The following is a 19,205-nucleotide window of genomic DNA, read 5'->3' as shown; positions in this document are numbered from 1 at the left end:
CGGGACGGCGGCCGCGGAGCTCGGGGCGGTCACCGTCTGGCCGTCGTGGGTGAACGTGCCGAGCTGGACGCCGAACGCGGCACCGAGCTGGCCGGCCGAACCGCTGGCCTCGACGTAGCGGTGGTGCGCCTCGACGCCGGTGACCGTGAGGCCGGTTCCGGAGAGGTAGCCACTGACCTGGTCGACCTGTGCCTGGGTGGGCGCGTACTTCGCGTCGTACTGGGCGGTGGTGAGGAACTGCCGGTACTGCGCCGAGGAGGGGTCCGACACCGCGGCGACGGCCGCGTTGAGGGCGTCGGCCCCGCCGTTGGGGGTGAGGTAAACCCGGACGGTCTGCGTGGTCGCCGTGAAGGGCGTGACTGCGCTCTTGGAGGCGTGGCCGAGCCATCGAGGCAGGGTGTTGTCGATGGTGACCTTGCCGCTCGCCGCCTGCGCGGCGGGGGCGACACCGAGTCCGATGCCGGCCGCGACGGCGGCCGAGGTGACGAGCACCATGGCACGTCGGGATTGCGAGATGTGCATATTCGTCCTTCTATCGCTGAAGAATCTGGACTTTCATGCACCCCCCAAGAGGGTGACCTCCGGTTCCGGGCGAGTCGCACGGGATGGCGGCGTCCGACACGTTAGGACGGGAAATCGGACATCCCAGGTCTCTCAGCGTCTTGCCACGTTCTTGACAGGCGACGCTCAGCCTGGGGCCCGCCGGTCCGCTTCGTCAGCGTGCGGAGCCGCGCCCAGGTCGTCGAGGTAGGGCGCGTCGTCCAGCGGAGAGACGTACCCCGGTGGGGCGGGTGGCTCAGGAGTGACCGGCGGGAAGACCGTGCCGTCCGGGCGTAGATGCGTCGAGACGGAGAGGCTGCTGGCGTCGGGGTGGGACATGGAACTATCGAGTCGTCGGGATCGGTCGGACGGGCGTCGGCCAGTCGTCCGCGTCGTGCATCGGGCACAACATCGGCAGCGGGAGGCCCCGACTCAGAGCCTCCTCGCGCAGCGCGAACAGGCGCGCGAACCCGGCCTCGAGCTCGTCCCGGGTCGACCAGCGGGCGCACTCTTCGCGCAGCTCGCCGAGCAGAGCGTCGTCGGTCAGGACGGGCGTATCGATGGACACGGTGTGGCTCCTCTCGTGTACCCCCGAGAGGTGGTTGCTTCCCCACCCCACCGTGGCGGGACCGGGCGTGGTGCGCAAGTCGAGCCGGCTGGGGGAGTTCTGGGAAGTCTGGGAGGTGGGGTGGAGCGCCATGGCTGCTATCACGTCAGCTTCCCTCCACTCGAGCTCGCGTCGGGCGCCGCGTACTCAGCCCGTCCGACCTAGCGGTGGGGGTCCCTGTCGGGGCCGACGCCGGGGCCCGGCATCGGGGCTACCGGCAGCCGGACCTGGGCGCTGAGACCCCCGGCCGTCCGCGGGCTCAGGGTGAGTGTTCCGTCGTGTGCGGTGGTAATGCTCTTGACGATGGCGAGGCCGAGGCCGGCACCCTCATGGTCTCCGCGGATGCGTTCGGTGCCGCGCTGGAACGGCTCGGTGAGGGTCGAGACCAGCTGGGGAGTGAGTCGGTCGCCGGAGTTCTCGACCGTGAGCAGCACAAACTCGGGGCGGAGTGAGGTGTGGACCTGGACGGTGCCGTGTTCCTGAAGGTTGTGCACGATCGCGTTGTGCACGAGGTTCGTCGTCAGCTGGAGCAACAGGGCGTTCGAACCGAGGGTCGGAGTGATGTCTCCGGAGGTGCTGATGGTGACGCCGTGCCGCTCGGCGAAGGGCAGGAGCGTTTCGGTGGCTTGTTCCGCGAGGAGCGACAGGTCGACCGGTTCGGGCGTGAAGGAGCGTTGGTCGCTGCGGCTGAGCAGGAGCAACGCCTCGGTGAGGGCGATCGCTCGGCCGTTCACGGCGCGCAGGCGCTCGTCGAGCTCGCGGCTGTCGCGGTGCGGATCGTTGCGGGCGACGTCCAGGAGGGTCTGCGTGATGGCCAGTGGGGTGCGCAGCTCGTGGGAGGCGTTGGCGGCGAACCTCTGCTGTTCGGCGACCTGCGTCTCGAGCCGCGCGAGCATGGCGTCGAAGGTGTCGGCCAGCTCGCGGAACTCGTCCCCGCGCCCCTCCAGCTCGATCCGGTGCGACAGCGAGCCCCTCGCCGCCCGGCGCGTGGCGTTGGTGATCCGCGAGAGCGGGGCGAGCATGCGGCCGGCGAGAAGCCACCCTCCCAGGAGGCCGAACGCCAGCAGGAACACCAAGGCCCAGGCCGCCTTGGGGACGAAGGCACGCACGAGGTCGTCCCGAGTGGGTCCCGCGAGGAGAACGCCGATCCGCGCTGGATCGGGGAGCTGCGACTCGTTCGGCACGTAGCGCAACAGGAACACCCACACGGCCGCGAGCAGCACGAACTCGGCCACCATCAGGAAGCCGGCGTAGCTGAGGGTGAGCTTGAGGCGAACGCTCAGACCAGGCGCTCTATCCATGGACGTCTACCCCCGACGCGAAGCTCGCCCCAGCGTCGATGCGGTATCCGACCCCGGGCACGGTGGCGATCAGCCAGGGTGTGCCGAGGCGTTTGCGCAGGGCCGAGACGGTGATGCGCACGGCGTTGGTGAACGGGTCGGCGTTCTGGTCCCACGCGCGTTCGAGCAGCTCTTCGGCGCTGATGACACCGCCCTCCGCGGCGACGAGAATCTCGAGCACGGCGAACTGCTTGCGGGTCAGCGGGACGTATCGCCCGTCGCGGAAGACCTCGCGGCGGAACGGGTCCAGGCGTAGACCGGCCAGCTCGCGGATCGGCGGCCGGTTGTTGCCTCGTCGGCGGTCGAGTGCTCGGAGCCGCAGCACGAGCTCCTGCAGCTCGAACGGCTTGGTGAGGTAGTCGTCGGCCCCGAGCTCGAACCCGGAGGCCTTCTCGTCGAGCCGGTCGGCAGCGGTGAGCATGAGGATCGGCATACCGCTCCTGGAGGCGACGATGCCGGCGGCGATCTCGTCGCCGGAGGGCCCGGGTATGTCTCGGTCGAGGACGGCGATGTCGTAGGCGTTGACGCCCAGCAGCTCCAAGGCGGTGTCGCCGTCACCGGCGATGTCGGCCGCGATCGCCTCCAGCCGCAGCCCGTCGCGGATGGCCTCCGCCATGTAGGGCTCGTCCTCGACGACCAGCACACGCATGCCCGCGATGCTACGAGCCCGGCCATATCGCCGGCGTACCGAAAACCGCATACGGCGTGGCAACGCCGCCGTCCATTGACTGGCCGTATGACCCAGCGGGGAGAGACACGGACAAGGTCGCGTCGAAGGCTGAGGTCTGCGGTTCTCGCCCTGTTGGTCGTCGCGACCGCCGTCATCGGAACCCTGGTGCATCAGTCAGGGGCCTCGGCGCCCCAATTCGTCGACGGTGCCGTCGACGGTGCCGTCGACGCGGCGGACGGCGTCCTCCCGGACGGCGTCACCGTCTTCGACGACCGGTACCCCGGCGTGGCCGAACTCGACCCTGATCTGCTCCGGGCCCTGCGCGACGCGGCGACGGCGGCCGCCGATGACGGGGTCACGATCTACGTCAACAGCGGCTGGCGCTCACGGGGGTACCAGAACGAGCTGTTGAGCGAGGCGGTCTCGACGTACGGCTCGGAGTCAGCAGCCGCCCGGTGGGTCGCCACTGCCGACACGTCCCCCCACGTGTCCGGCGAGGCGGTCGACATCGGCAAGGACGAGGCAACGGCGTGGCTGTCCAGACACGGCGCGACGCTGGGACTGTGCCAGATCTACGTCAACGAACCGTGGCACTACGAGCTGCGCCCCGCAGCGAGGGAGGGGCGTTGCCCGCCGATGTATGCCGACCCCACCCATGACCCGAGGATGCAGCCGTGACGATCGCTCACTGCGGTTTGAGGACTCGGTACCGACTTCGCACGGCGCCGTGGGCGACCCGGCTGTCGATAAGCACCAGCCGAATCGGCCACGCGTCGCTGCGCGCGGGCGGCCCGTCCATGATCGAGGGCGTGCCCGACCCTCCGACCAGACCCGGCAGGGTGACGACGTCCACGATGTCGACGAGGCCCCGTCGCAGGACGGCAGCGTTCAACGTGCCTCCGGAGTCGATGATCACTCGGTCGGCTCTCAGGACCTGGCGTAGGCGGACCAGCGCCAAGCGCAGGTCGACCTGACGGTCGCCCACTACGAAGTAGCCGACGCCGAGGTCACGCAGGCGCTGGAGATATCCACCGGGAGTGGAGCCGCACACGAGGACGTGCAGGATCGTCGTCTCGTCGCCGGTGTAGGTCCAGTCGACCCGTCCGCGAGAGTCGGCCACCACGAACCACTTCGGGGCCGTGCGGGGGAGATGGTCCTGCCACAGCTCGTGCTCGGGTGTCGTCGGGGCCGGCCATTGGGGGGCTTGATCGTCGATGTCGACGAACGACCCGCTGCCTTCGAGGACCACGGTGGCGTCGATGTCGGCGGGTCGTCCGGGAAAGGGGTCACCCGCCGACATCGACCCCCAGCGCTCCCTGTTCGGTGGGTCGATGAGGCGCTGGTGTGACCCCAGGGTCACGCGGCCGTCGACGCTCGCCGTCGTGGTCAGCACGACCTGGGGGAGCTCACCATCCATGCCGCGACGCTATTCAGGGGGTCGGACAGACGGTCTGGTAGATCGAACGTCCGCGGCGGCGCCGCACGGGTCGAGTCGCCGGCGGATCGGCGACCCAGACACCTGCTTGTCTCATGTCACAGAGGGTCAGTGTGGGCACTCGGTCACCGCGGCGACGGTCAGTCGCGCCCTTGGGATGGCGACGGCTGGAACTCCTTCCAGCGGCCTTCGGAGATCACCTGGACGGATCCGTCCACGACGGTGATGGCCGTCTGTTCGTCGATGGCGTACGCCGGGGCACCGATGTCGGCGGCCCACCGTTCGGCGTCCGCCATGGTGTTGCTCGGGAAGGCGTCCAGGTGCGGGAAGATGGAGAAGTCGACGATCCCCAGAGTGCGGTCGTCCGGCGCTGACGGCCACGCGACGAAGGACGCCCCGATGCGAGGCGTCATCACCATGCTTCCGGCACTGACTCCCACCCAGACCATCTCGGGGAGCGAAGGCAGCAGGTCGGCCAGCCCGGACTCCCGCATCCAGTGACACAGGTAGGTCGCGTCGCCGCCATCGACCAGAAGTACGTCGGCCTCCCGGACCCACGGGACCCATCGGTCCACGCCGATCGTTGGCAGCGCGGTGAGCTCGAGGACGCCAAGGGACGCCCAGCCGAAGCCGGAGAAGTGCCGGAAGTCGGGCTCGGCGGCTACCAGCCCTCGCACCGAGGCCGGCCCGCACCGTGGGTGGCCCCACTGGGCGGTCGGCACGACCAGGGCGTGGCACTCGGCGACCGGTCTGCCGAGGAGCTGCACGAGCGCCGACTGGATGCTCGGGTTGGTGACACCGCCGGACGTGAGCAAGAGCCTCATGGCACCTCCGAAGTCGTCTGCGAACGGTGGACGTCATACAGGACCCGGGAGCCTGCCGGAACTCACCGCGGCTTCGGCAAACTCTGATGAACTTTTCTCAGGTCGCCATGTGCCTCTGGTCGGTGAGACCTGGGCTCGCTCCGAGACGTCGACGGTTCAGCATTCTCGTGGGAATCTATCGGCGTCGTCTCCGTCGGCTCGAGACGACAACGATCGTCGACGAAACGGAGGGGAGCGGACCGATGGCCCAGCACCGAAGCTCACAGTGGTACGGCGGCTCCGACCGCAACGCCTACATCCACCGGGCCTGGATGCGGCGGGGGCTTCCGAGCCATGCGTTCGACGGACGTCCGCACATCGCTATCGCCAACACGGCGTCGGACCTGACCCCGTGCAACATGCATCTCAACGAGATCGCCGAGAGCGTCAAGCAGGGCGTTTATGAGGCGGGCGGTATCCCGTTGAACCTTCCGGTGGTCTCGTTGGGGGAGACGCTGGTCCGGCCGACCGCGATGCTGTGGCGCAACATGGCCGCCATGGCGACGGAGGAGCTGCTGCGGGCGAACCCGATCGACGGTGTGGTCCTCCTGGGGGGCTGCGACAAGACCATCCCGGCTCTGCTCATGGCGGCGGCGTCCGTGGACCTGCCCGCGGTCGTCATCCCCGGTGGGCCGATGCTCACCGGCACCTTCCGTGGGGTACCGCTCGGCTGCGGCACCGACGTGTGGAAGCTCTCGGAGGAGGTCCGCGGCGGGGAGCTCTCGAACGAGCAGTTCCTGAGGTCGGAGTCCTCCATGATCCGCAGCAAGGGCCACTGCAACACGATGGGGACGGCGTCGACGATGGGCCTGGTCGCCGAGGCGCTGGGGACCGTGCTGCCCGGCCTGGCCGGCACCCCGGCGCCCGACAGCCGACTCATCGAAGGGTCGCACGAGACCGGACGCCTCGTCGTCGACCTCGTCAATGAACAACGGCGCCCGAGCACCTTCCTGACGAAGGGTTCGTTCCACAACGCGATCGTGGCGCTGGCCGCGATCGGGGGGTCCACCAACGCTGTCGTCCACCTCCTGGCTATCGCCGGGCGACTCGGCGTCCCGTTGACGCTGGACGACTTCGACGTCACCGGATCGGGCGTCCCGCTGCTCGTCGACCTCCAGCCGGCCGGCCGGTTCCTCATGGAGGACTTCCACCGGGCCGGTGGGTTGCTCGCTGTGCTGCGGGAGGTCTCCGACCTGCTCGACCCGGACGCCCTCACCGTGACCGGCCGACCCCTGGTCTCCTACCTGGACGACGCGCCGATCTGGGACCCGGAGGTCATCCGGAAGCGCGACTCACCGTTGCTGTCCGATGCCGGCATCGCCGTCCTCCACGGCGACCTCGCTCCGGACGGTGCCGTGATCAAGCCGGCTGCCGCCTCGCCCGAGCTGCTCACCCACCGCGGCCGGGCGGTGGTCTTCGACACCGTCGAGGACCTGCATGCCCGTATCGACGACCCCGACCTCGACGTCGACGCCCGGTCGGTGCTGGTCCTGCGAGGGTGCGGTCCGAAGGGGTACCCGGGCATGCCCGAGGTGGCGAATATGCCTCTGCCGACCAAGCTGCTGCAGCAAGGGGTGCGCGACATGGTTCGGATCTGTGACGGCCGCATGAGTGGCACCGCCTACGGCACCGTCGTCCTGCACGTCGCTCCCGAGGCCGCGGCGGGTGGCCCCCTGGCCCTGGTGCGAACCGGCGACTACGTCGTCCTCGACGTGCCCAACCGGCGGCTCGACATCGACGTCCCGCCGGCCGAGTTCGCGGCCAGAGCGCCCAACGCCACCACCGTGGCGGGTTTCGCCGCACCCCGACGTGGCTGGGAACAGCTCTATGTCCGGCACGTCATGCAGGCCGATACCGGTGCAGACCTGGACTTCCTGGTCGGCTCCAGTGGCGACGAGGTCTCCCGTGAGTCTCACTAGCAAGGCACCGGCGGAACCGAGGTGGACATGAGCGATTTCACGGACCTGGTAGCGGTGGTCACTGGCGGCGCCAGTGGCATCGGAGCCGCCACGGCAAGGCTCCTCGTCGAACGAGGAGCGCGGGTCGCCGTCCTCGACCGCGAGGTCGCCGAGGTCGATGCGAGGGCGTTCGCCGCCGTACCCTGCGACGTCACGTCGACTGCAGCGGTGGACGCAGCGATCTCCGACGTCGTCTCGCGTCTCGGCGGGATCGACATCCTCGTGAACAACGCCGGGATCGGGGCCGTCGGCGACGTGACGGAGAACGGCGACGACGAGTGGCATCGGGTGCTCGACGTCAACGTCGTGGGCATCGCTCGTGTCACGAGAGCGGCCATGCCTCACCTGCGCGAGTCGCCCCACGCGGCGATCGTCAACACCTGCTCCGTCGTCGCCACCGTGGGCGTCCCGCAGCGAGCCGTGTATGCGGCCAGCAAGGGTGCCGTCGCTGCGCTCACTCTGGCCATGGCCGCCGACCATGTCGCCGACGGAGTCCGCGTCAACGCGGTCACTCCAGGGACGGCGGACACCCCGTGGGTCGAACGACTCCTCGAACAGTCCGGCGACGCTGCCGCGGCCGCCGAAGCCCTGCGGGCCCGGCAACCGATGGGCCGCCTGGTCACCGCGGACGAGGTCGCCTACGCCATCGCCTACCTGGCCAGCCCCATGTCGGCGTCGACCACCGGAACCATCTTGTCTGTCGATGGAGGCATGAGCGGGCTCAGGCTCCCCCGATGACCTGTTGCCTCGTAGCCCATCGATGGCATCCCAACCGAGGAGGTCGACGGTTAGCCGGAAACGCACTTCTCGGCGGTCTTCGTCGCGTCCAGCCCGGCGACGTGGTCCCGGGCCTCGGTGGCCTTGGAGCCGGGAGTGACGGCGGCCTTGGAGCCGGGAGTGACGGCGGACCCCCAGCTCGTCAGATCCTGAGCTCCAGGGTTCAGGGCGACTCTCGGCGAGTAGCTGGGAGCCTCGCCAATCGCCCAGGAGCCCAAAGCCTTCGGCCCGCTCCCATCCTTGGCAGCGACGTTGGCGGCGAGAATCGCCACCGGCCAGCCGGTAGTACTTCGCTGGTCCGGAGGGACGGTGACGACCTTGGCGTCCGTCAGGGAACCCCCGCCTGACACGGTGATCCCCTCTTCGACCGCCCGGACCAGCGGGAACGCCGCGTCGCTACACGTCAATGCGGCTGGCGGCGTCGAGCTGGTCACCGAGCTCGTCGCCGAGCTGGGAGCGGCGGCCTCTCCTGTCGTGCCGCTGGAGCTACAACCCGCTAACAGGAGTGCGGCCAGAAGCACCGTCCCCGACGCTGCCCTGTCCATTCCTGGAGGGTAGTGGCAACAAGGAGCATCGCTCCGGGTCAGCCCGGCAGTACCGGACGGGGCGTCAAGGACGTCAAGCCGGCACACCCGATAGCGCAGGTGAAGCACCCCGGTTGCGCTGAATCCACGTCGGGATCCTCCAACAGGTGCTGTGCGGGGACCGCACCGAAGTAGTAGGGCTTGTGGGACGCGAACACGACGGGTAGGACGTCCATGCGCACCTCGTCGACCAGGAGGCCTTCACGGCTGCACGCGGCGAGCTCGTGAAGGCCCCTTGGGAGGGTCGGGTCAGGCTGTCAAGACCGTCACCGGCGGTATGAGGCTGGTCCAGCGACACGGCCTTTAGGCCTCTGACCTGGGCAAACGTCCTAGATGTCGAAGTACATCTCGAACTCGTGCGGGTGCGGGCGGAACCGGATCGGGTCCACCTCGTTGGTGCGCTTGTAGTCGATCCACGTCTCGATGAGGTCCGGGGTGAAGACGTCGCCGGCGAGCAGGTACTCGTGGTCGGCCTCGAGCGCGTCGAGGACGGCGGGGAGCGAGCCGGGGACCTGCGCGATGTTCGCGTGCTCCTCCGGCGGCAGCTCGTAGAGGTCCTTGTCCACCGGCTCCGGCGGCTCGATCCGGTTCTTGATCCCGTCGAGGCCGGCCATCAGCTGCGCGGCGAACGACAGGTACGGGTTCGCCGACGGGTCCGGGATCCGGAACTCGATGCGCTTGGCCTTCGGCGACGTCCCCGCGATCGGGATGCGGACGCACGCGGACCGGTTGCGGGCCGAGTAGACGAGGTTCACGGGCGCCTCGTATCCCGGCACGAGCCGGTGGTAGGAGTTGACCGTCGGGTTGGTGAACGCCAGGAGCGACGGCGCGTGCTTGAGCAGGCCGCCGACGTACCAGCGAGCGATGTCCGAGAGGCCGCCGTACCCGCTCTCGTCGTAGAACAGCGGCTCGCCGTCCTTCCAGAGCGACTGGTGCGTATGCATACCCGAGCCGTTGTCTCCGAAGATCGGCTTGGGCATGAACGTCGCCGTCTTGCCCAGGGCCCACGCAGTGTTCTTGACGACGTACTTGAACTTCATCATGTCGTCGCCGGACTGGAGCAGCGTGTTGAACTGGTAGTTGATCTCCTGCTGGCCGGCGGTGCCGACCTCGTGGTGCGACCGCTCCACGTTGAGGCCGACATCGGCCAGGCCCAGACAGATCTGGTCACGGGCGTCCGCGAAGTGGTCGACCGGCGGGACGGGGAAGTAGCCGCCCTTGTAGCGCGTCTTGTACCCGCGGTTGCCGCCCTCCTCGGCGCGGCCGGTGTTCCAGGCCGCCTCGATGGAGTCGATGTAGTAGTAGCTGGCGTTGGCCTTGGTCTCGAACCGGACGTCGTCGAAGATGTAGAACTCCGCCTCGGCGCCGAAGTAGGCGGTGTCGGCGATCCCGGTCGACTTGAGGTAGGCCTCGGCCTTGGCCGCGATGTTGCGCGGGTCGCGGCTGTAGGGCTCGTCGGTGAACGGGTCGACGATTGAGAAGTTGATGATGAGGGTCTTCTGCACCCGGAACGGGTCGAGGTAGGCGCTCCGGATGTCCGGGATGAGCTTCATGTCGGACTCGTGGATGGCCTGGAACCCGCGGATCGACGAGCCGTCGAACGCTTGTCCGTTGGTGAAGAAGTCGATGTCGACGCTCTTCGCGGGGACGTTGAAGTGCTGCATGACACCGGGCAGGTCGCAGAACCGGATGTCGACGAACTTCACGTCCTCCTTCTCGATGAACGCGAGGACTTCCTCAGGCTTGCTGAACATCCAACCTCCTGTAGTGGGGGACCGCAGTGGGCGTCGTGGGGTAGGGGCAGGTGGCTCCCGACCGCTCGTGCTGTCCGGATGAGAGACTAGGTGGAGGGCATTTCCCGCCCGTGACCCCAATGTTTCGCACGAGTTACGAAGATTGGCAGGAGGCGCCCGCGTGGTGGACCGCAAGGACGTCGCCTCCTGGCTGGAGGGTCCGAACGCCCAGCGGCCCGACGCCGACGCCGACTATCCCGGACGACGGCTCGGTATGCCACAGCGCGGCCCGGGTTCGGTCGCCCGGTTCGGCCGTCGGCTGGTGGCGATCATCATCGACTGGACGCTGTGCCAGCTGATCGCGTACGCGTGGTTGGGGGTCCGGCTCGGTGAGGGCAGCTCGGGGTCGTGGTGGCCGCTGGTCATCTTCGGCGTCGAGAACCTCCTGCTGCTCTCGACCCTCGGGTCGACGTTCGGGCAGCGGCTCCTCGGCCTCCGGCTGCTGTCGCTGAGCGGTGGCAGCGCCACCGTCCTCCAGGTCCTCTCCCGGACCGTCCTGCTCTGCCTCGCCATCCCGGCCCTGATCTGGGACCGCGACCAGCGCGGGCTGCACGACAAGGCCGCCCAGACCGTCCTCGTCCGCCGGTGACACACCGGTGACCGCGCCGGACGAGCGCGCCGCCGAGGTGGCGCTCGTGACCTGTGCCGACGAGCGCTACCAGGAGCCCGAGGTGCACGTCGCCGCGGACGCGCTGCGCGCCGCCGGAGTCTCGACCGACGTGGTGTCCTGGGACGAGGACCGCGACTGGGGCGCATACGGGCTCGTCGTCGTTCGAACCCCCTGGGACTACTTCGACCGGGTGAACGACTTCCTCGACTGGGCCGCGCGGGTCGAGCGGGAGTCCGTGCTCGTCAACCCGGCCGACGTGCTGCGGTGGAACTCGCACAAGGGCTACCTCGCCGAGTTCACCGCGAAGAGCGTGCCGACCGTCCCGACCCGCCTCGTCCCGGGCCCCTCCACCGATGTCGCCGACCAGATCCGTGAGATGCCCTGGGAGGAGATCGTCGTCAAGCCGGCGATCGACGGCGGAGCGCGGCACGCCTGGCGTGGTCTGCGCGACGACCCGTCGCTCAGCCGGGTCGCCGAGCGGCTCACCGACCACGGCGACGTCGTCGTCCAGCCCTTCGTCCCGACCATCGTCGATGGCGAGCGCTCACTGGTGTTCCTCGGCGGCCGGTTCTCGCACGCGGTCCGCAAGGTGCCGAAGGCCGGGGACTACCGGTCGCAGCGGCACCTCGGCGGACGCGAGGTCGACCACGAGCCGGACTCGGCGGAGCTCCAGGTCGCGTTGGCGGCCATGGCCGCCGCCCCCGGCCGGCTCACGTACGCCCGGGTCGACCTCGTCGACTGGGAGGGTGCGCCGGTCCTCATCGAGCTCGAGGTCATCGAGCCGGACCTGTTCCTGCGCGACGTCCCCGCACGGGTCGACCGCTTCGTCGAGGTCGTCCGGGACGAGCTGGCGACCGCTCGAACCGCCGTGCTCTGACGGCTCAGGCTGCGCGGTGCCCCGTGGCGGCGGTGAGCCCGCCGAGGCCGATGTAGGTGAGCCCGACGGCGATGCGCCCACGACGTACTCCGCGGCTGCTGCGTCGCGCCATCCGTGACCGGACGAGTCCGCCGAACACCCCGTAGGACACGTCGAGCACCGTACCGATGGCGATGATGACGGCCCCGAGCACGAGGACCTGCGCCCACGCCGGGCCGGCCTCCGAGTGGATGAACTGCGGGAAGAACGCGAGGAAGAACAGCGCCGCCTTGGGGTTGCCGATGCCCACGAGGAACCCCTGCCGCCAGCTGGTCCATGGCGTCAGCGACCCGGCGGTCAGCACCGGCGCCTGAGCGTCCCCTCGCTGGCGGAGGGTGCGGACACCGAGGTACACCAGGTAGGCCGCACCCGCATACCGGACCATCGTGAACGCCGTCGTGGACGCGGCGAGGACGGCGGTGAGGCCGAGCGCCGTTGCGACGACGTAGACCGCGTTGGCGGTCTCCACGCCGAGGGCCGACAGGGCGCCGACGCGAGGACCACCGGCCACTCCCCGCGCGACGAGGAAGAGCATGGCCGGGCCGGGGAAGAGGACGAACAGCAGCGCCGTGACGGAGAACGCGGCGAGGGTGGACGGGCTCGGCATGACCGGATCGTATGCGGGTGGGGCGGCCGGGGGCAGCCGGGTTTCAGCCCGCGTCCCGAACCCGCTCGTCGTGGACGGCGTGCGCGCGGGCGATGAGGTCGAGGAGCTTCTGCTCCTCGCGGACGTGGCGGCGGTACTTCGCGGGTAGGGCCGTCACCCGCCGGCCGTTCTCGACGGTGAACAGCTTGTCGCCGTCGTACGTGTCGGTGGTGTGGAACAGCCGGCGGGCCAGCCGGATCATGATGTTGTCGGCGGAGTGGCTGTCCTCGCCCTTCGGCTTGACCATGTTCCCCGCGTCAGCAGCAGGACCAGACCGAACAGGTAGAACGCCGAGGCGAACTGGTTGATCAGCGCGGCGCCGACGAGGATGAAGCCGGTCCGGGCGATGAGCGAGAAGACGATCCCGAAGAGCAGGACTTCTGCTGGTCGGCGCGGGGGACCCGGAAGCTGGTCATGATGATGAGGAAGACGAAGAGGTTGTCGACCAGAGGGCCTTCTCGGCGACGTACCCGGCGAAGTACTCCTATCCGGCTCCGGCACCGCCGAACACGAGAACGCCCACGCCGAAAAGCACCGCGATGCCGACGTACCGGGCCGACCAGCTGGCCGCCTCGCGCAGGGTCGGCGTGTGGGGCCTCGCGGACGTGGACAAAGAAGTCGAAGAGCAGCAGGCCGCCGATCGCCACGATGGTCAGCATCCACACGAGCGGCGAGACGGTCATCCCGGGATCTCCAGGTGTCGCGGCTCTCGAGAGAGGAGGAGTTAGCGGCCGCGCATCGCCTTGCGGTCCATGCGGACCTTGGTCGGGTCGACGCCCTTGGGCAGCGGCGGCCGGACGCCCCCGATGGACTTGAGGCGCTTGTTGACGACGGAGACCTCGTCCTTGGTGAGGACCGGCTTCATTCGCTGGACCCGGTTGGCCAGCTTGCGGATGGTGACCTCGTCCTCAGTGCCCCCGTCGCCCACCCGGAGCAGGGTGACCGGGACGCCGGACGCGACCCGCTCGACCTTGCGGCGCTCGGCCGCGAGCAGCTTCTGGGCGCGGCCGGGCGGGCCCTCGCCGATGAGGACGATGCCGGGCCGGCCGACCGCGCGGTAGACCAGGGCGGCCGACTGCAGGTCGGTGGCCCGCTGGGCGTCGGCGGCGACCGGCGTCTCCTCGATGTACCAACCGCGCCGGATCGAGCGCAGGGCCGCGCCCACTGCACCGGGCTGGCCCTCGATCTGCTTGTACGCGGCGCGCTCGGCCCGCCGGCTCAGCACGATCGTCGCGGCCAGGAAGGCCAGCGGTAGACCGATGATGAGCGCATAGATCAGCGCACTGAAGATGATGCCGACGACGGCGGCGACGACGAGGACGCCGAGGGCCGCCAGCGCCATCCACCAGCCGATGGCCGGGTCGACGGCCTTCGCGGAGAGGAAGACCTGCTTGACCTGAGCGATCCGTCCGGGCTTCTTCGCGGGCGGTGCTGCGCCTCGCTCCTTGGCGGCCATGCGGCTCAGGATACGCGTGCGGTGAGGGCTGCGGTGCGCGCAACCAGGGTCGCCGCCTCCTGCCGGGCGGGGGAGTCCGCCGCGGCCGCGAGGTGGGCGAGGTGCTCGGGGATCGGGCGTCCCCAGTGCTTCATCGCGGAGGCCCACAGTCGCCCCGCCCGGTAGGACGAGCGGACCAGCGGACCGGCCATGACGCCCTTGAACCCGAGCTCGTCGGCGACCTCGGACCAGTGAACGAACTCCTCCGGCCTCACCCAGCGGTCGACGGGGTGGTGGCGCGGCGAGGGGCGCAGGTACTGGGTGATGGTGATGATGTCGGTGCCGGCCTCGTGGAGGTCGCGGAGGGCCTGCTCGATCTCGTGGTCCTCCTCGCCCATCCCGAGGATGAGGTTGGACTTCGTCACCAGATCCGCGTCGCGGCCCATGGTGATGACGTCGAGGGAGCGCTCGTAGCGGAACGCCGGGCGGATCCGCTTGAAGATCCGCGGCACCGTCTCGACGTTGTGCGCCCACACCTCGGGGCGGGCGTCGATGACCTGGCCGACCAGCTCGGGGATGGCGTTGAAGTCGGGGACGAGGATCTCGACGCCGGTACCCGGGTTCAGGGCGTGCACCTGACGGATGGTCTCCGCGTAGAGCCAGGCGCCGCCGTCGACGAGGTCGTCGCGGGCCACACCGGTGATGGTCGAGTAGCGCAGGCCCATCTGCTGCACCGACTCGGCGACCCGCCGAGGCTCGTCGCGGTCGAGGTCGGCCGGCTTGCCGGTGTCGATCTGGCAGAAGTCGCACCGGCGCGTGCACTGCTCGCCGCCGATGAGGAAAGTGGCCTCGCGGTCCTCCCAGCATTCGAAGATGTTGGGGCAGCCCGCCTCCTGGCAGACAGTGTGTAACCCCTCGGACTTCACCATCGCGCTGAGCTGCGTGTACTCCGGACCCATCTTCGCGGTGGTACGGATCCACGACGGCTTGCGCTCGATCGGGGTCTGCGCGTTACGCGCTTCCACGCGCAGCATGCGCCGGCCTTCCGGGGCGATGGTCACGGGCTCAAGGCTACGTCAGGGGCTAGGCCCCGCCCGGGTGGAGGTATACCCGAGCGCTCTAGCGCATCGGATATACCTCCACCCGAGGAGGGAGCCGGGGTGAGGCCGAACCGCTCGCCGAGCAGCCGCATACCCGCGTCGGCCGCGGCGCGGTCGCCGGTGAGGGCGAGGTCGAACAGCAGGCCCCGCACGGCCGCGAGGTTGACGCGGGCCATCTCGACGGCCTCGGCGCGGGGCCGGCCCAGGCGGGTCCACAGGTCCGTGAGGGCCTCGGTCCAGCCCTCGGTGAGCCAGTCGCGCAGCCCGGCGGCCCACGGCCGGCCCTGCATCGCGTGGCCGGCCAGCTCGAAGTAGAGGGGCGCGAACGTCGTCGCGGAGTCGGCCACGTGCTCCCAGAACCCCAGCCCCGCGGCATACGGGTCGTCCTCGGTGCGCAGGAAGCGCTCGAGAACCTCCCGCTCGCCCTGCTCGACGGTCTCCACGACCGCCGACAGCAGGCCTTCTCGCGAGCCGAAGTGGTAGATCAGCATGCGATGGCTGGTCCCGACCTCCGTCGCGAGCGTGCGCAGGCTGGTGTCGCCGACCCCGTGCTCGGCGAACCACGCGACGCAGCGGGCGAGCAGCTCGTCGCGGGCGGTGCTCACGCGGCTTCGGCCCGCTCCTTGAGGTTGCCGCCCTCGATGTCGACGTAGCGCTGGGTGAGCCTCCCGTACGCGAGGCGCACCACCGCGGCGAGGGGGCCGCTCCACTCGATCGCCAGGGTGGCCCGGCTCCCGCCGGCAGGAAGCGGCTCGACGACGTGCGACCCGGAGGTGGTGACGCCGAAGGTCCTGGACTGCCAGGTGAACTGCCGGTTCGGCGCCCACTCCGTCAGCTCCCAGGTGGCGCGAGGGATCTTCGGCTGCTCCATGACGTAGCGGGCCCCGACCTCCTCCGGGCGGTCCGGCTCGAGGGGCGTCACGGACGTCACCGTCGCGGGCAGCAGGTCGGGCCAGTGGCGGACGTCGGAGATGAGTTTCCAGACCGCCTCCGGCGGTGCGTCGATGTCCGTGGTCGAGGAGATGGTCATGTACCAAATGGTACACGTCGCATACGAGCCGCGTCAGCCGAGGACGTGAACCAGGTGTTTCTCGACGTGGGGCAGCACCTCGTGCACCGTCACGTCGCGACCGAGCTCCTTGGTCAGCGACGTCACACCCGCACCGACGATCCCGCACGGGATGATGACATCGGCCCAGCCGAGGTCGTTGTCGCAGTTCAGGGCGAACCCGTGCATCGTCACGCTCTGGCTGACCCGGATCCCGATGGCGCCGATCTTCCGGTCGGGTCGGCCCGCCGGGTCAGTGGGGTCGCCGTCGTCGGCGAGCACCCACGTCCCGCTGCGTCCCTCGACCCGGGTCGCGTCGACCCCGAAGTCTCCGCAGACCCGGATCATCATGTCCTCGAGCCGCCGCACGTGGGCGACCACGTCGATCGGCTCGGGCAGCCGGACGATCGGGTACCCCACGATCTGGCCGGGCCCGTGCCAGGTGATCTTCCCGCCGCGGTCGACGTCGATGACCGGCGTCCCGTCGAGCGGCCGCTCGTGGGCCTCGGTGCGCTTGCCCGCGGTGTAGACGGCCGCGTGCTCGAGGAGCAGGGCGGTGTCCGGCTCGTCGCCGGCAACCACCTTGGCGTGGAGCTCGCGCTGGAGGTCCCAGGCCCGTTGGTAGTCGACGTAGTCGGGACCGAACCCGAGACGGATGACCTGCATCCCCCGAGGCTACGCCGGACGAAACACCTAGCATGATGAGCACATGACGAGGGGGGCCGGGGTCCGGGGCGTGCGATGGGTCGCTCTGCTCATGGTGCTCGTCTGGCTGGGCGTCGGTGGGATCGGCGGCCCGCTCGTCGGGCGGCTGTCGGAGGTGCAGACCAACGACAACGCCAACTTCCTTCCCGCGTCAGCCGAGTCGACGGCGGTCAGCCAGTTCGTCCTCAAGGCGACGGACACCCAGTCGGTTCCCTACCTCCTCGTCGTGGAGAAGACCAGCGGGCTGACCGCCGACGACCTGCAGAAAGTGCAGGCCTACGTCGCGTCGATCCCGAGCCTGACCTTCGCGGCCGACCCGTCTCGGACCGTGGGCGAGTTCCTGCTGACCCCGCCGCAGACGGTGGTCCCGAGCCAGGACAAGCAGGCCGTGCTCATCCCGGTCGCGTTCGTCGCGGACAAGGCCGAGGACACCATCGGGGGCAAGTCCGCCCTGTATGCCGTCGCCGAAGCTCTGCGGTCGGCCGGTACCTCGGCCTTGGGCCCGTCGGGTATGGCCTTCCACGTCACCGGACCCGGAGGGTTCTTCGCGGACTTCATCACCGCCTTCGGCGGCATCGACGGGATCCTGCTCTTCGTCGCCCTCGGCGTCGTCTTCGTCATCCTGCTCATCGTCTACCGCAGCCCGATCCTGCCCATCGCGGTGCTGGTCACCGCCCTGTTCGGCCTGTCCGCCGCGGCGCTGGTGATCTACCCGCTGGCCAAGAACGGGTCGATCAGCCTGAGCGGGCAGAGCCAGGGGATCCTCTCGATCCTCGTCGTCGGCGCCGCGACGGACTACGCCCTCCTCCTGGTCGCGAGGTACAAGGAGGAGCTGCACGACAACGAGTCGACGTGGGTGGCGATGAGGGCGGCCTGGCGCGCGGCCGTCGAGCCGATCGCGGCCAGTGCGGCGACCGTGATCCTCGGGCTGCTCTGCCTGCAGCTGTCGGAGCTCGGCAACACCAAGGGGCTCGGACCGGTGGGCGCGTTCGGCATCGCGGGCGCGTTCATCGCCTCGCTGACCTTTCTACCGGCGGTGCTGCTGCTCATCGGACGACGGATCTTCTGGCCCGGCATCCCCAAGGTCGACCACACGCACGCGGAGGACGCCGTTGGTCGCCGCGGGATCTGGGGCCGCGTCGCGGGGATGATCGGCGCCCACGCTCGGCGGACCTGGATCGTCACGTTCGTCCTGCTGGCCGCGTGCGCCGCGTTCGTCCCGACGTTCGAGGCCAAGGGCGTCACGCAGTCGGACCTGTTCCTCACGACCGTCGACTCGGTGACCGGCCAGGAGGTCCTCGCGCAGCACTTCCCCGCGGGGTCGGGCTCGCCGGTGCAGATCATCACGCCCGAGGGCAAGGCCGACCAGGTGGTCCAGGTGCTCGGCACCATCGACGGCGTCCAGAGCCCGCAGATCGGGCTGGTCCCGGGCCAGCCGCCCAAGGTCGTCGACGGCCAGGTGCTCGTCCAGGCGACGCTCGTGGCGCCGGCCGACAGCGTCGAGGCCGAGTCGACCGTCGAGACGATCCGTACCCGCCTCGACGAGGTCGGCACCGAGGTCCTCGTCGGCGGCAGCACCGCCGTCAACCTGGACGTCCGTCAGGCCAGCGAGCGAGACCTCAAGGTCATCATCCCGGCGATCCTCGGCGTCATCTTCGTGGTCCTGCTGCTCCTGCTGCGCTCGATCACGGCCCCGCTGGTCCTCGTGGCGGCCAACCTGCTGTCCTTCGCTGCGACCATCGGGGTCTCGGCCCTGGTGTTCAACCACGTGTTCCACTTCCCGGGGTCCGACCCGTCCACGCCCCTCTACGGGTTCGTCTTCCTCGTCGCCCTCGGGATCGACTACTCGATCTTCCTCATGACGCGAGTACGCGAGGAGTCCCGGGTCCGGGGTACCCGGCCGGGCATCCTCGTCGGGCTCGCGGTCACTGGTGGAGTCATCACCAGCGCAGGCATCGTGCTCGCATCGACGTTCTCAGCCCTCGCGGTGCTGCCGATCCTCTTCCTCGCCCAGATCGCCTTCATCGTCGCGTTCGGCGTCCTGCTCGACACGCTGGTGGTGCGGAGCCTGCTCGTCCCCGCCGTCTCCTACGACCTCGGCGACAAGATCTGGTGGCCGTTCGGCCTGCGTCGAGCCGGGGCGCACGAGGCGGCGCGGCTGAAGGCCGCGAGCCACGA

21 protein-coding genes and 2 pseudogenes are annotated in these 19,205 nt (G+C 69.6%); 6 read left to right on the top strand and 17 right to left on the bottom strand.

Features of this window, described 5'->3' with window-relative positions; genetic code table 11:
• The 5 genes from VIG79_RS13370 to VIG79_RS13350 all read right to left on the bottom strand — a co-directional run.
• The coding region (locus tag VIG79_RS13370; RefSeq protein ID WP_331886394.1) for a protease pro-enzyme activation domain-containing protein at positions 1-522 on the bottom strand (522 nt) is incomplete at its 3' end.
• Between the two features lie 165 nt (positions 523-687).
• The gene (locus VIG79_RS13365) at positions 688-879 is read right to left on the bottom strand and encodes a hypothetical protein (protein WP_331886392.1); all 192 of its coding nucleotides are present in this window, start codon (positions 877-879) and stop codon (positions 688-690) included.
• Between the two features lie 4 nt (positions 880-883).
• Entirely contained in the window at positions 884-1,108 is a 225-nt protein-coding gene (locus VIG79_RS13360) for a hypothetical protein (RefSeq protein WP_331886390.1), read from the bottom strand.
• Between the two features lie 200 nt (positions 1,109-1,308).
• Positions 1,309-2,448: a HAMP domain-containing sensor histidine kinase gene (locus tag VIG79_RS13355; protein WP_331886388.1), complete on the bottom strand. Its 1,140-nt coding sequence runs from the start codon at positions 2,446-2,448 to the stop codon at positions 1,309-1,311.
• Positions 2,441-3,136, bottom strand: a complete 696-nt coding sequence (locus tag VIG79_RS13350; RefSeq protein ID WP_331886386.1) for a response regulator transcription factor — start codon at positions 3,134-3,136, stop codon at positions 2,441-2,443. The genes VIG79_RS13355 and VIG79_RS13350 overlap by 8 nt, the downstream gene beginning before the upstream one ends.
• A gap of 186 nt (positions 3,137-3,322) precedes the next feature.
• Between VIG79_RS13350 and VIG79_RS13345 the strand changes: the two genes are divergently transcribed.
• A complete protein-coding gene (locus tag VIG79_RS13345) occupies positions 3,323-3,835 on the top strand; it encodes a M15 family metallopeptidase (RefSeq protein ID WP_331886384.1) in 513 nt (170 codons plus the stop codon).
• A gap of 7 nt (positions 3,836-3,842) precedes the next feature.
• Here the strand turns inward: VIG79_RS13345 and VIG79_RS13340 are convergent, their stop codons facing one another.
• Both VIG79_RS13340 and VIG79_RS13335 read right to left on the bottom strand, forming a co-directional pair.
• Complete coding sequence (locus VIG79_RS13340; protein WP_331886382.1) at positions 3,843-4,574, bottom strand: dihydrofolate reductase family protein; 732 nt, start codon at positions 4,572-4,574, stop codon at positions 3,843-3,845.
• A 158-nt stretch (positions 4,575-4,732) separates the two neighbouring features.
• Positions 4,733-5,416, bottom strand: coding sequence for a Type 1 glutamine amidotransferase-like domain-containing protein (locus tag VIG79_RS13335; RefSeq protein WP_331886380.1), 684 nt, complete (start codon positions 5,414-5,416; stop codon positions 4,733-4,735).
• A gap of 242 nt (positions 5,417-5,658) precedes the next feature.
• Between VIG79_RS13335 and VIG79_RS13330 the strand changes: the two genes are divergently transcribed.
• Together VIG79_RS13330 and VIG79_RS13325 are read left to right on the top strand one after the other, a co-directional pair.
• Positions 5,659-7,374: an IlvD/Edd family dehydratase gene (locus tag VIG79_RS13330; RefSeq protein ID WP_331886378.1), complete on the top strand. Its 1,716-nt coding sequence runs from the start codon at positions 5,659-5,661 to the stop codon at positions 7,372-7,374.
• A 27-nt stretch (positions 7,375-7,401) separates the two neighbouring features.
• Entirely contained in the window at positions 7,402-8,151 is a 750-nt protein-coding gene (locus VIG79_RS13325; protein WP_331886376.1) for an SDR family oxidoreductase, read from the top strand.
• A 50-nt stretch (positions 8,152-8,201) separates the two neighbouring features.
• Here VIG79_RS13325 and VIG79_RS13320 read toward each other — a convergent pair whose 3' ends face one another.
• The 3 genes and pseudogenes from VIG79_RS13320 to glnA form a co-directional block, all read right to left on the bottom strand.
• Entirely contained in the window at positions 8,202-8,735 is a 534-nt protein-coding gene (locus VIG79_RS13320; RefSeq protein WP_331886374.1) for a hypothetical protein, read from the bottom strand.
• A gap of 78 nt (positions 8,736-8,813) precedes the next feature.
• A pseudogene (locus VIG79_RS13315) lies at positions 8,814-8,968 on the bottom strand (dihydrofolate reductase); the annotation flags it as partial.
• Between the two features lie 135 nt (positions 8,969-9,103).
• Positions 9,104-10,528: a type I glutamate--ammonia ligase gene (glnA, locus tag VIG79_RS13310; RefSeq protein ID WP_331886372.1), complete on the bottom strand. Its 1,425-nt coding sequence runs from the start codon at positions 10,526-10,528 to the stop codon at positions 9,104-9,106.
• Between the two features lie 160 nt (positions 10,529-10,688).
• Here glnA and VIG79_RS13305 point away from each other — a divergent pair, with 160 nt between their 5' ends.
• Both VIG79_RS13305 and VIG79_RS13300 read left to right on the top strand, forming a co-directional pair.
• The gene (locus VIG79_RS13305; protein WP_331886370.1) at positions 10,689-11,156 is read left to right on the top strand and encodes an RDD family protein; all 468 of its coding nucleotides are present in this window, start codon (positions 10,689-10,691) and stop codon (positions 11,154-11,156) included.
• A 7-nt stretch (positions 11,157-11,163) separates the two neighbouring features.
• On the top strand, positions 11,164-12,054 hold the full coding sequence (locus VIG79_RS13300; protein ID WP_331886368.1) for a hypothetical protein: 891 nt from the start codon (positions 11,164-11,166) through the stop codon (positions 12,052-12,054).
• A 4-nt stretch (positions 12,055-12,058) separates the two neighbouring features.
• On the opposite strand, the gene VIG79_RS13295 is transcribed toward VIG79_RS13300, so the two are convergent.
• The 7 genes and pseudogenes from VIG79_RS13295 to lipB form a co-directional block, all read right to left on the bottom strand.
• On the bottom strand, positions 12,059-12,700 hold the full coding sequence (locus VIG79_RS13295) for a LysE family translocator (protein WP_331886366.1): 642 nt from the start codon (positions 12,698-12,700) through the stop codon (positions 12,059-12,061).
• Between the two features lie 157 nt (positions 12,701-12,857).
• Positions 12,858-13,422: pseudogene (locus VIG79_RS13290) on the bottom strand (TerC family protein); the annotation flags it as partial.
• Between the two features lie 41 nt (positions 13,423-13,463).
• Complete coding sequence (locus tag VIG79_RS13285; RefSeq protein WP_331886364.1) at positions 13,464-14,195, bottom strand: DUF4191 domain-containing protein; 732 nt, start codon at positions 14,193-14,195, stop codon at positions 13,464-13,466.
• Positions 14,196-14,200: 5 nt separating this feature from the next.
• Positions 14,201-15,235: a lipoyl synthase gene (gene lipA, locus VIG79_RS13280; RefSeq protein ID WP_331886362.1), complete on the bottom strand. Its 1,035-nt coding sequence runs from the start codon at positions 15,233-15,235 to the stop codon at positions 14,201-14,203.
• Entirely contained in the window at positions 15,232-15,879 is a 648-nt protein-coding gene (locus VIG79_RS13275; protein ID WP_331886360.1) for a TetR/AcrR family transcriptional regulator, read from the bottom strand. The genes lipA and VIG79_RS13275 overlap by 4 nt, the downstream gene beginning before the upstream one ends.
• Positions 15,876-16,304: an SRPBCC family protein gene (locus VIG79_RS13270; RefSeq protein ID WP_331886358.1), complete on the bottom strand. Its 429-nt coding sequence runs from the start codon at positions 16,302-16,304 to the stop codon at positions 15,876-15,878. The genes VIG79_RS13275 and VIG79_RS13270 overlap by 4 nt, the downstream gene beginning before the upstream one ends.
• 33 nt (positions 16,305-16,337) lie before the next feature.
• Positions 16,338-16,988: a lipoyl(octanoyl) transferase LipB gene (gene lipB / locus VIG79_RS13265; protein WP_331886356.1), complete on the bottom strand. Its 651-nt coding sequence runs from the start codon at positions 16,986-16,988 to the stop codon at positions 16,338-16,340.
• A gap of 43 nt (positions 16,989-17,031) precedes the next feature.
• Between lipB and VIG79_RS13260 the strand changes: the two genes are divergently transcribed.
• A partial coding sequence (locus VIG79_RS13260) for an MMPL family transporter (protein WP_331886354.1) occupies positions 17,032-19,205 on the top strand: 2,174 nt, incomplete at its 3' end.

The sequence above is a fragment of the Lapillicoccus sp. genome (genome assembly GCF_036559105.1).
Lineage (GTDB): Bacteria > Actinomycetota > Actinomycetes > Actinomycetales > Dermatophilaceae > Lapillicoccus.
The sequence above is the reverse complement of the archived record's forward strand: the minus strand, read 5'-3'. Positions and strand labels throughout refer to the sequence as shown.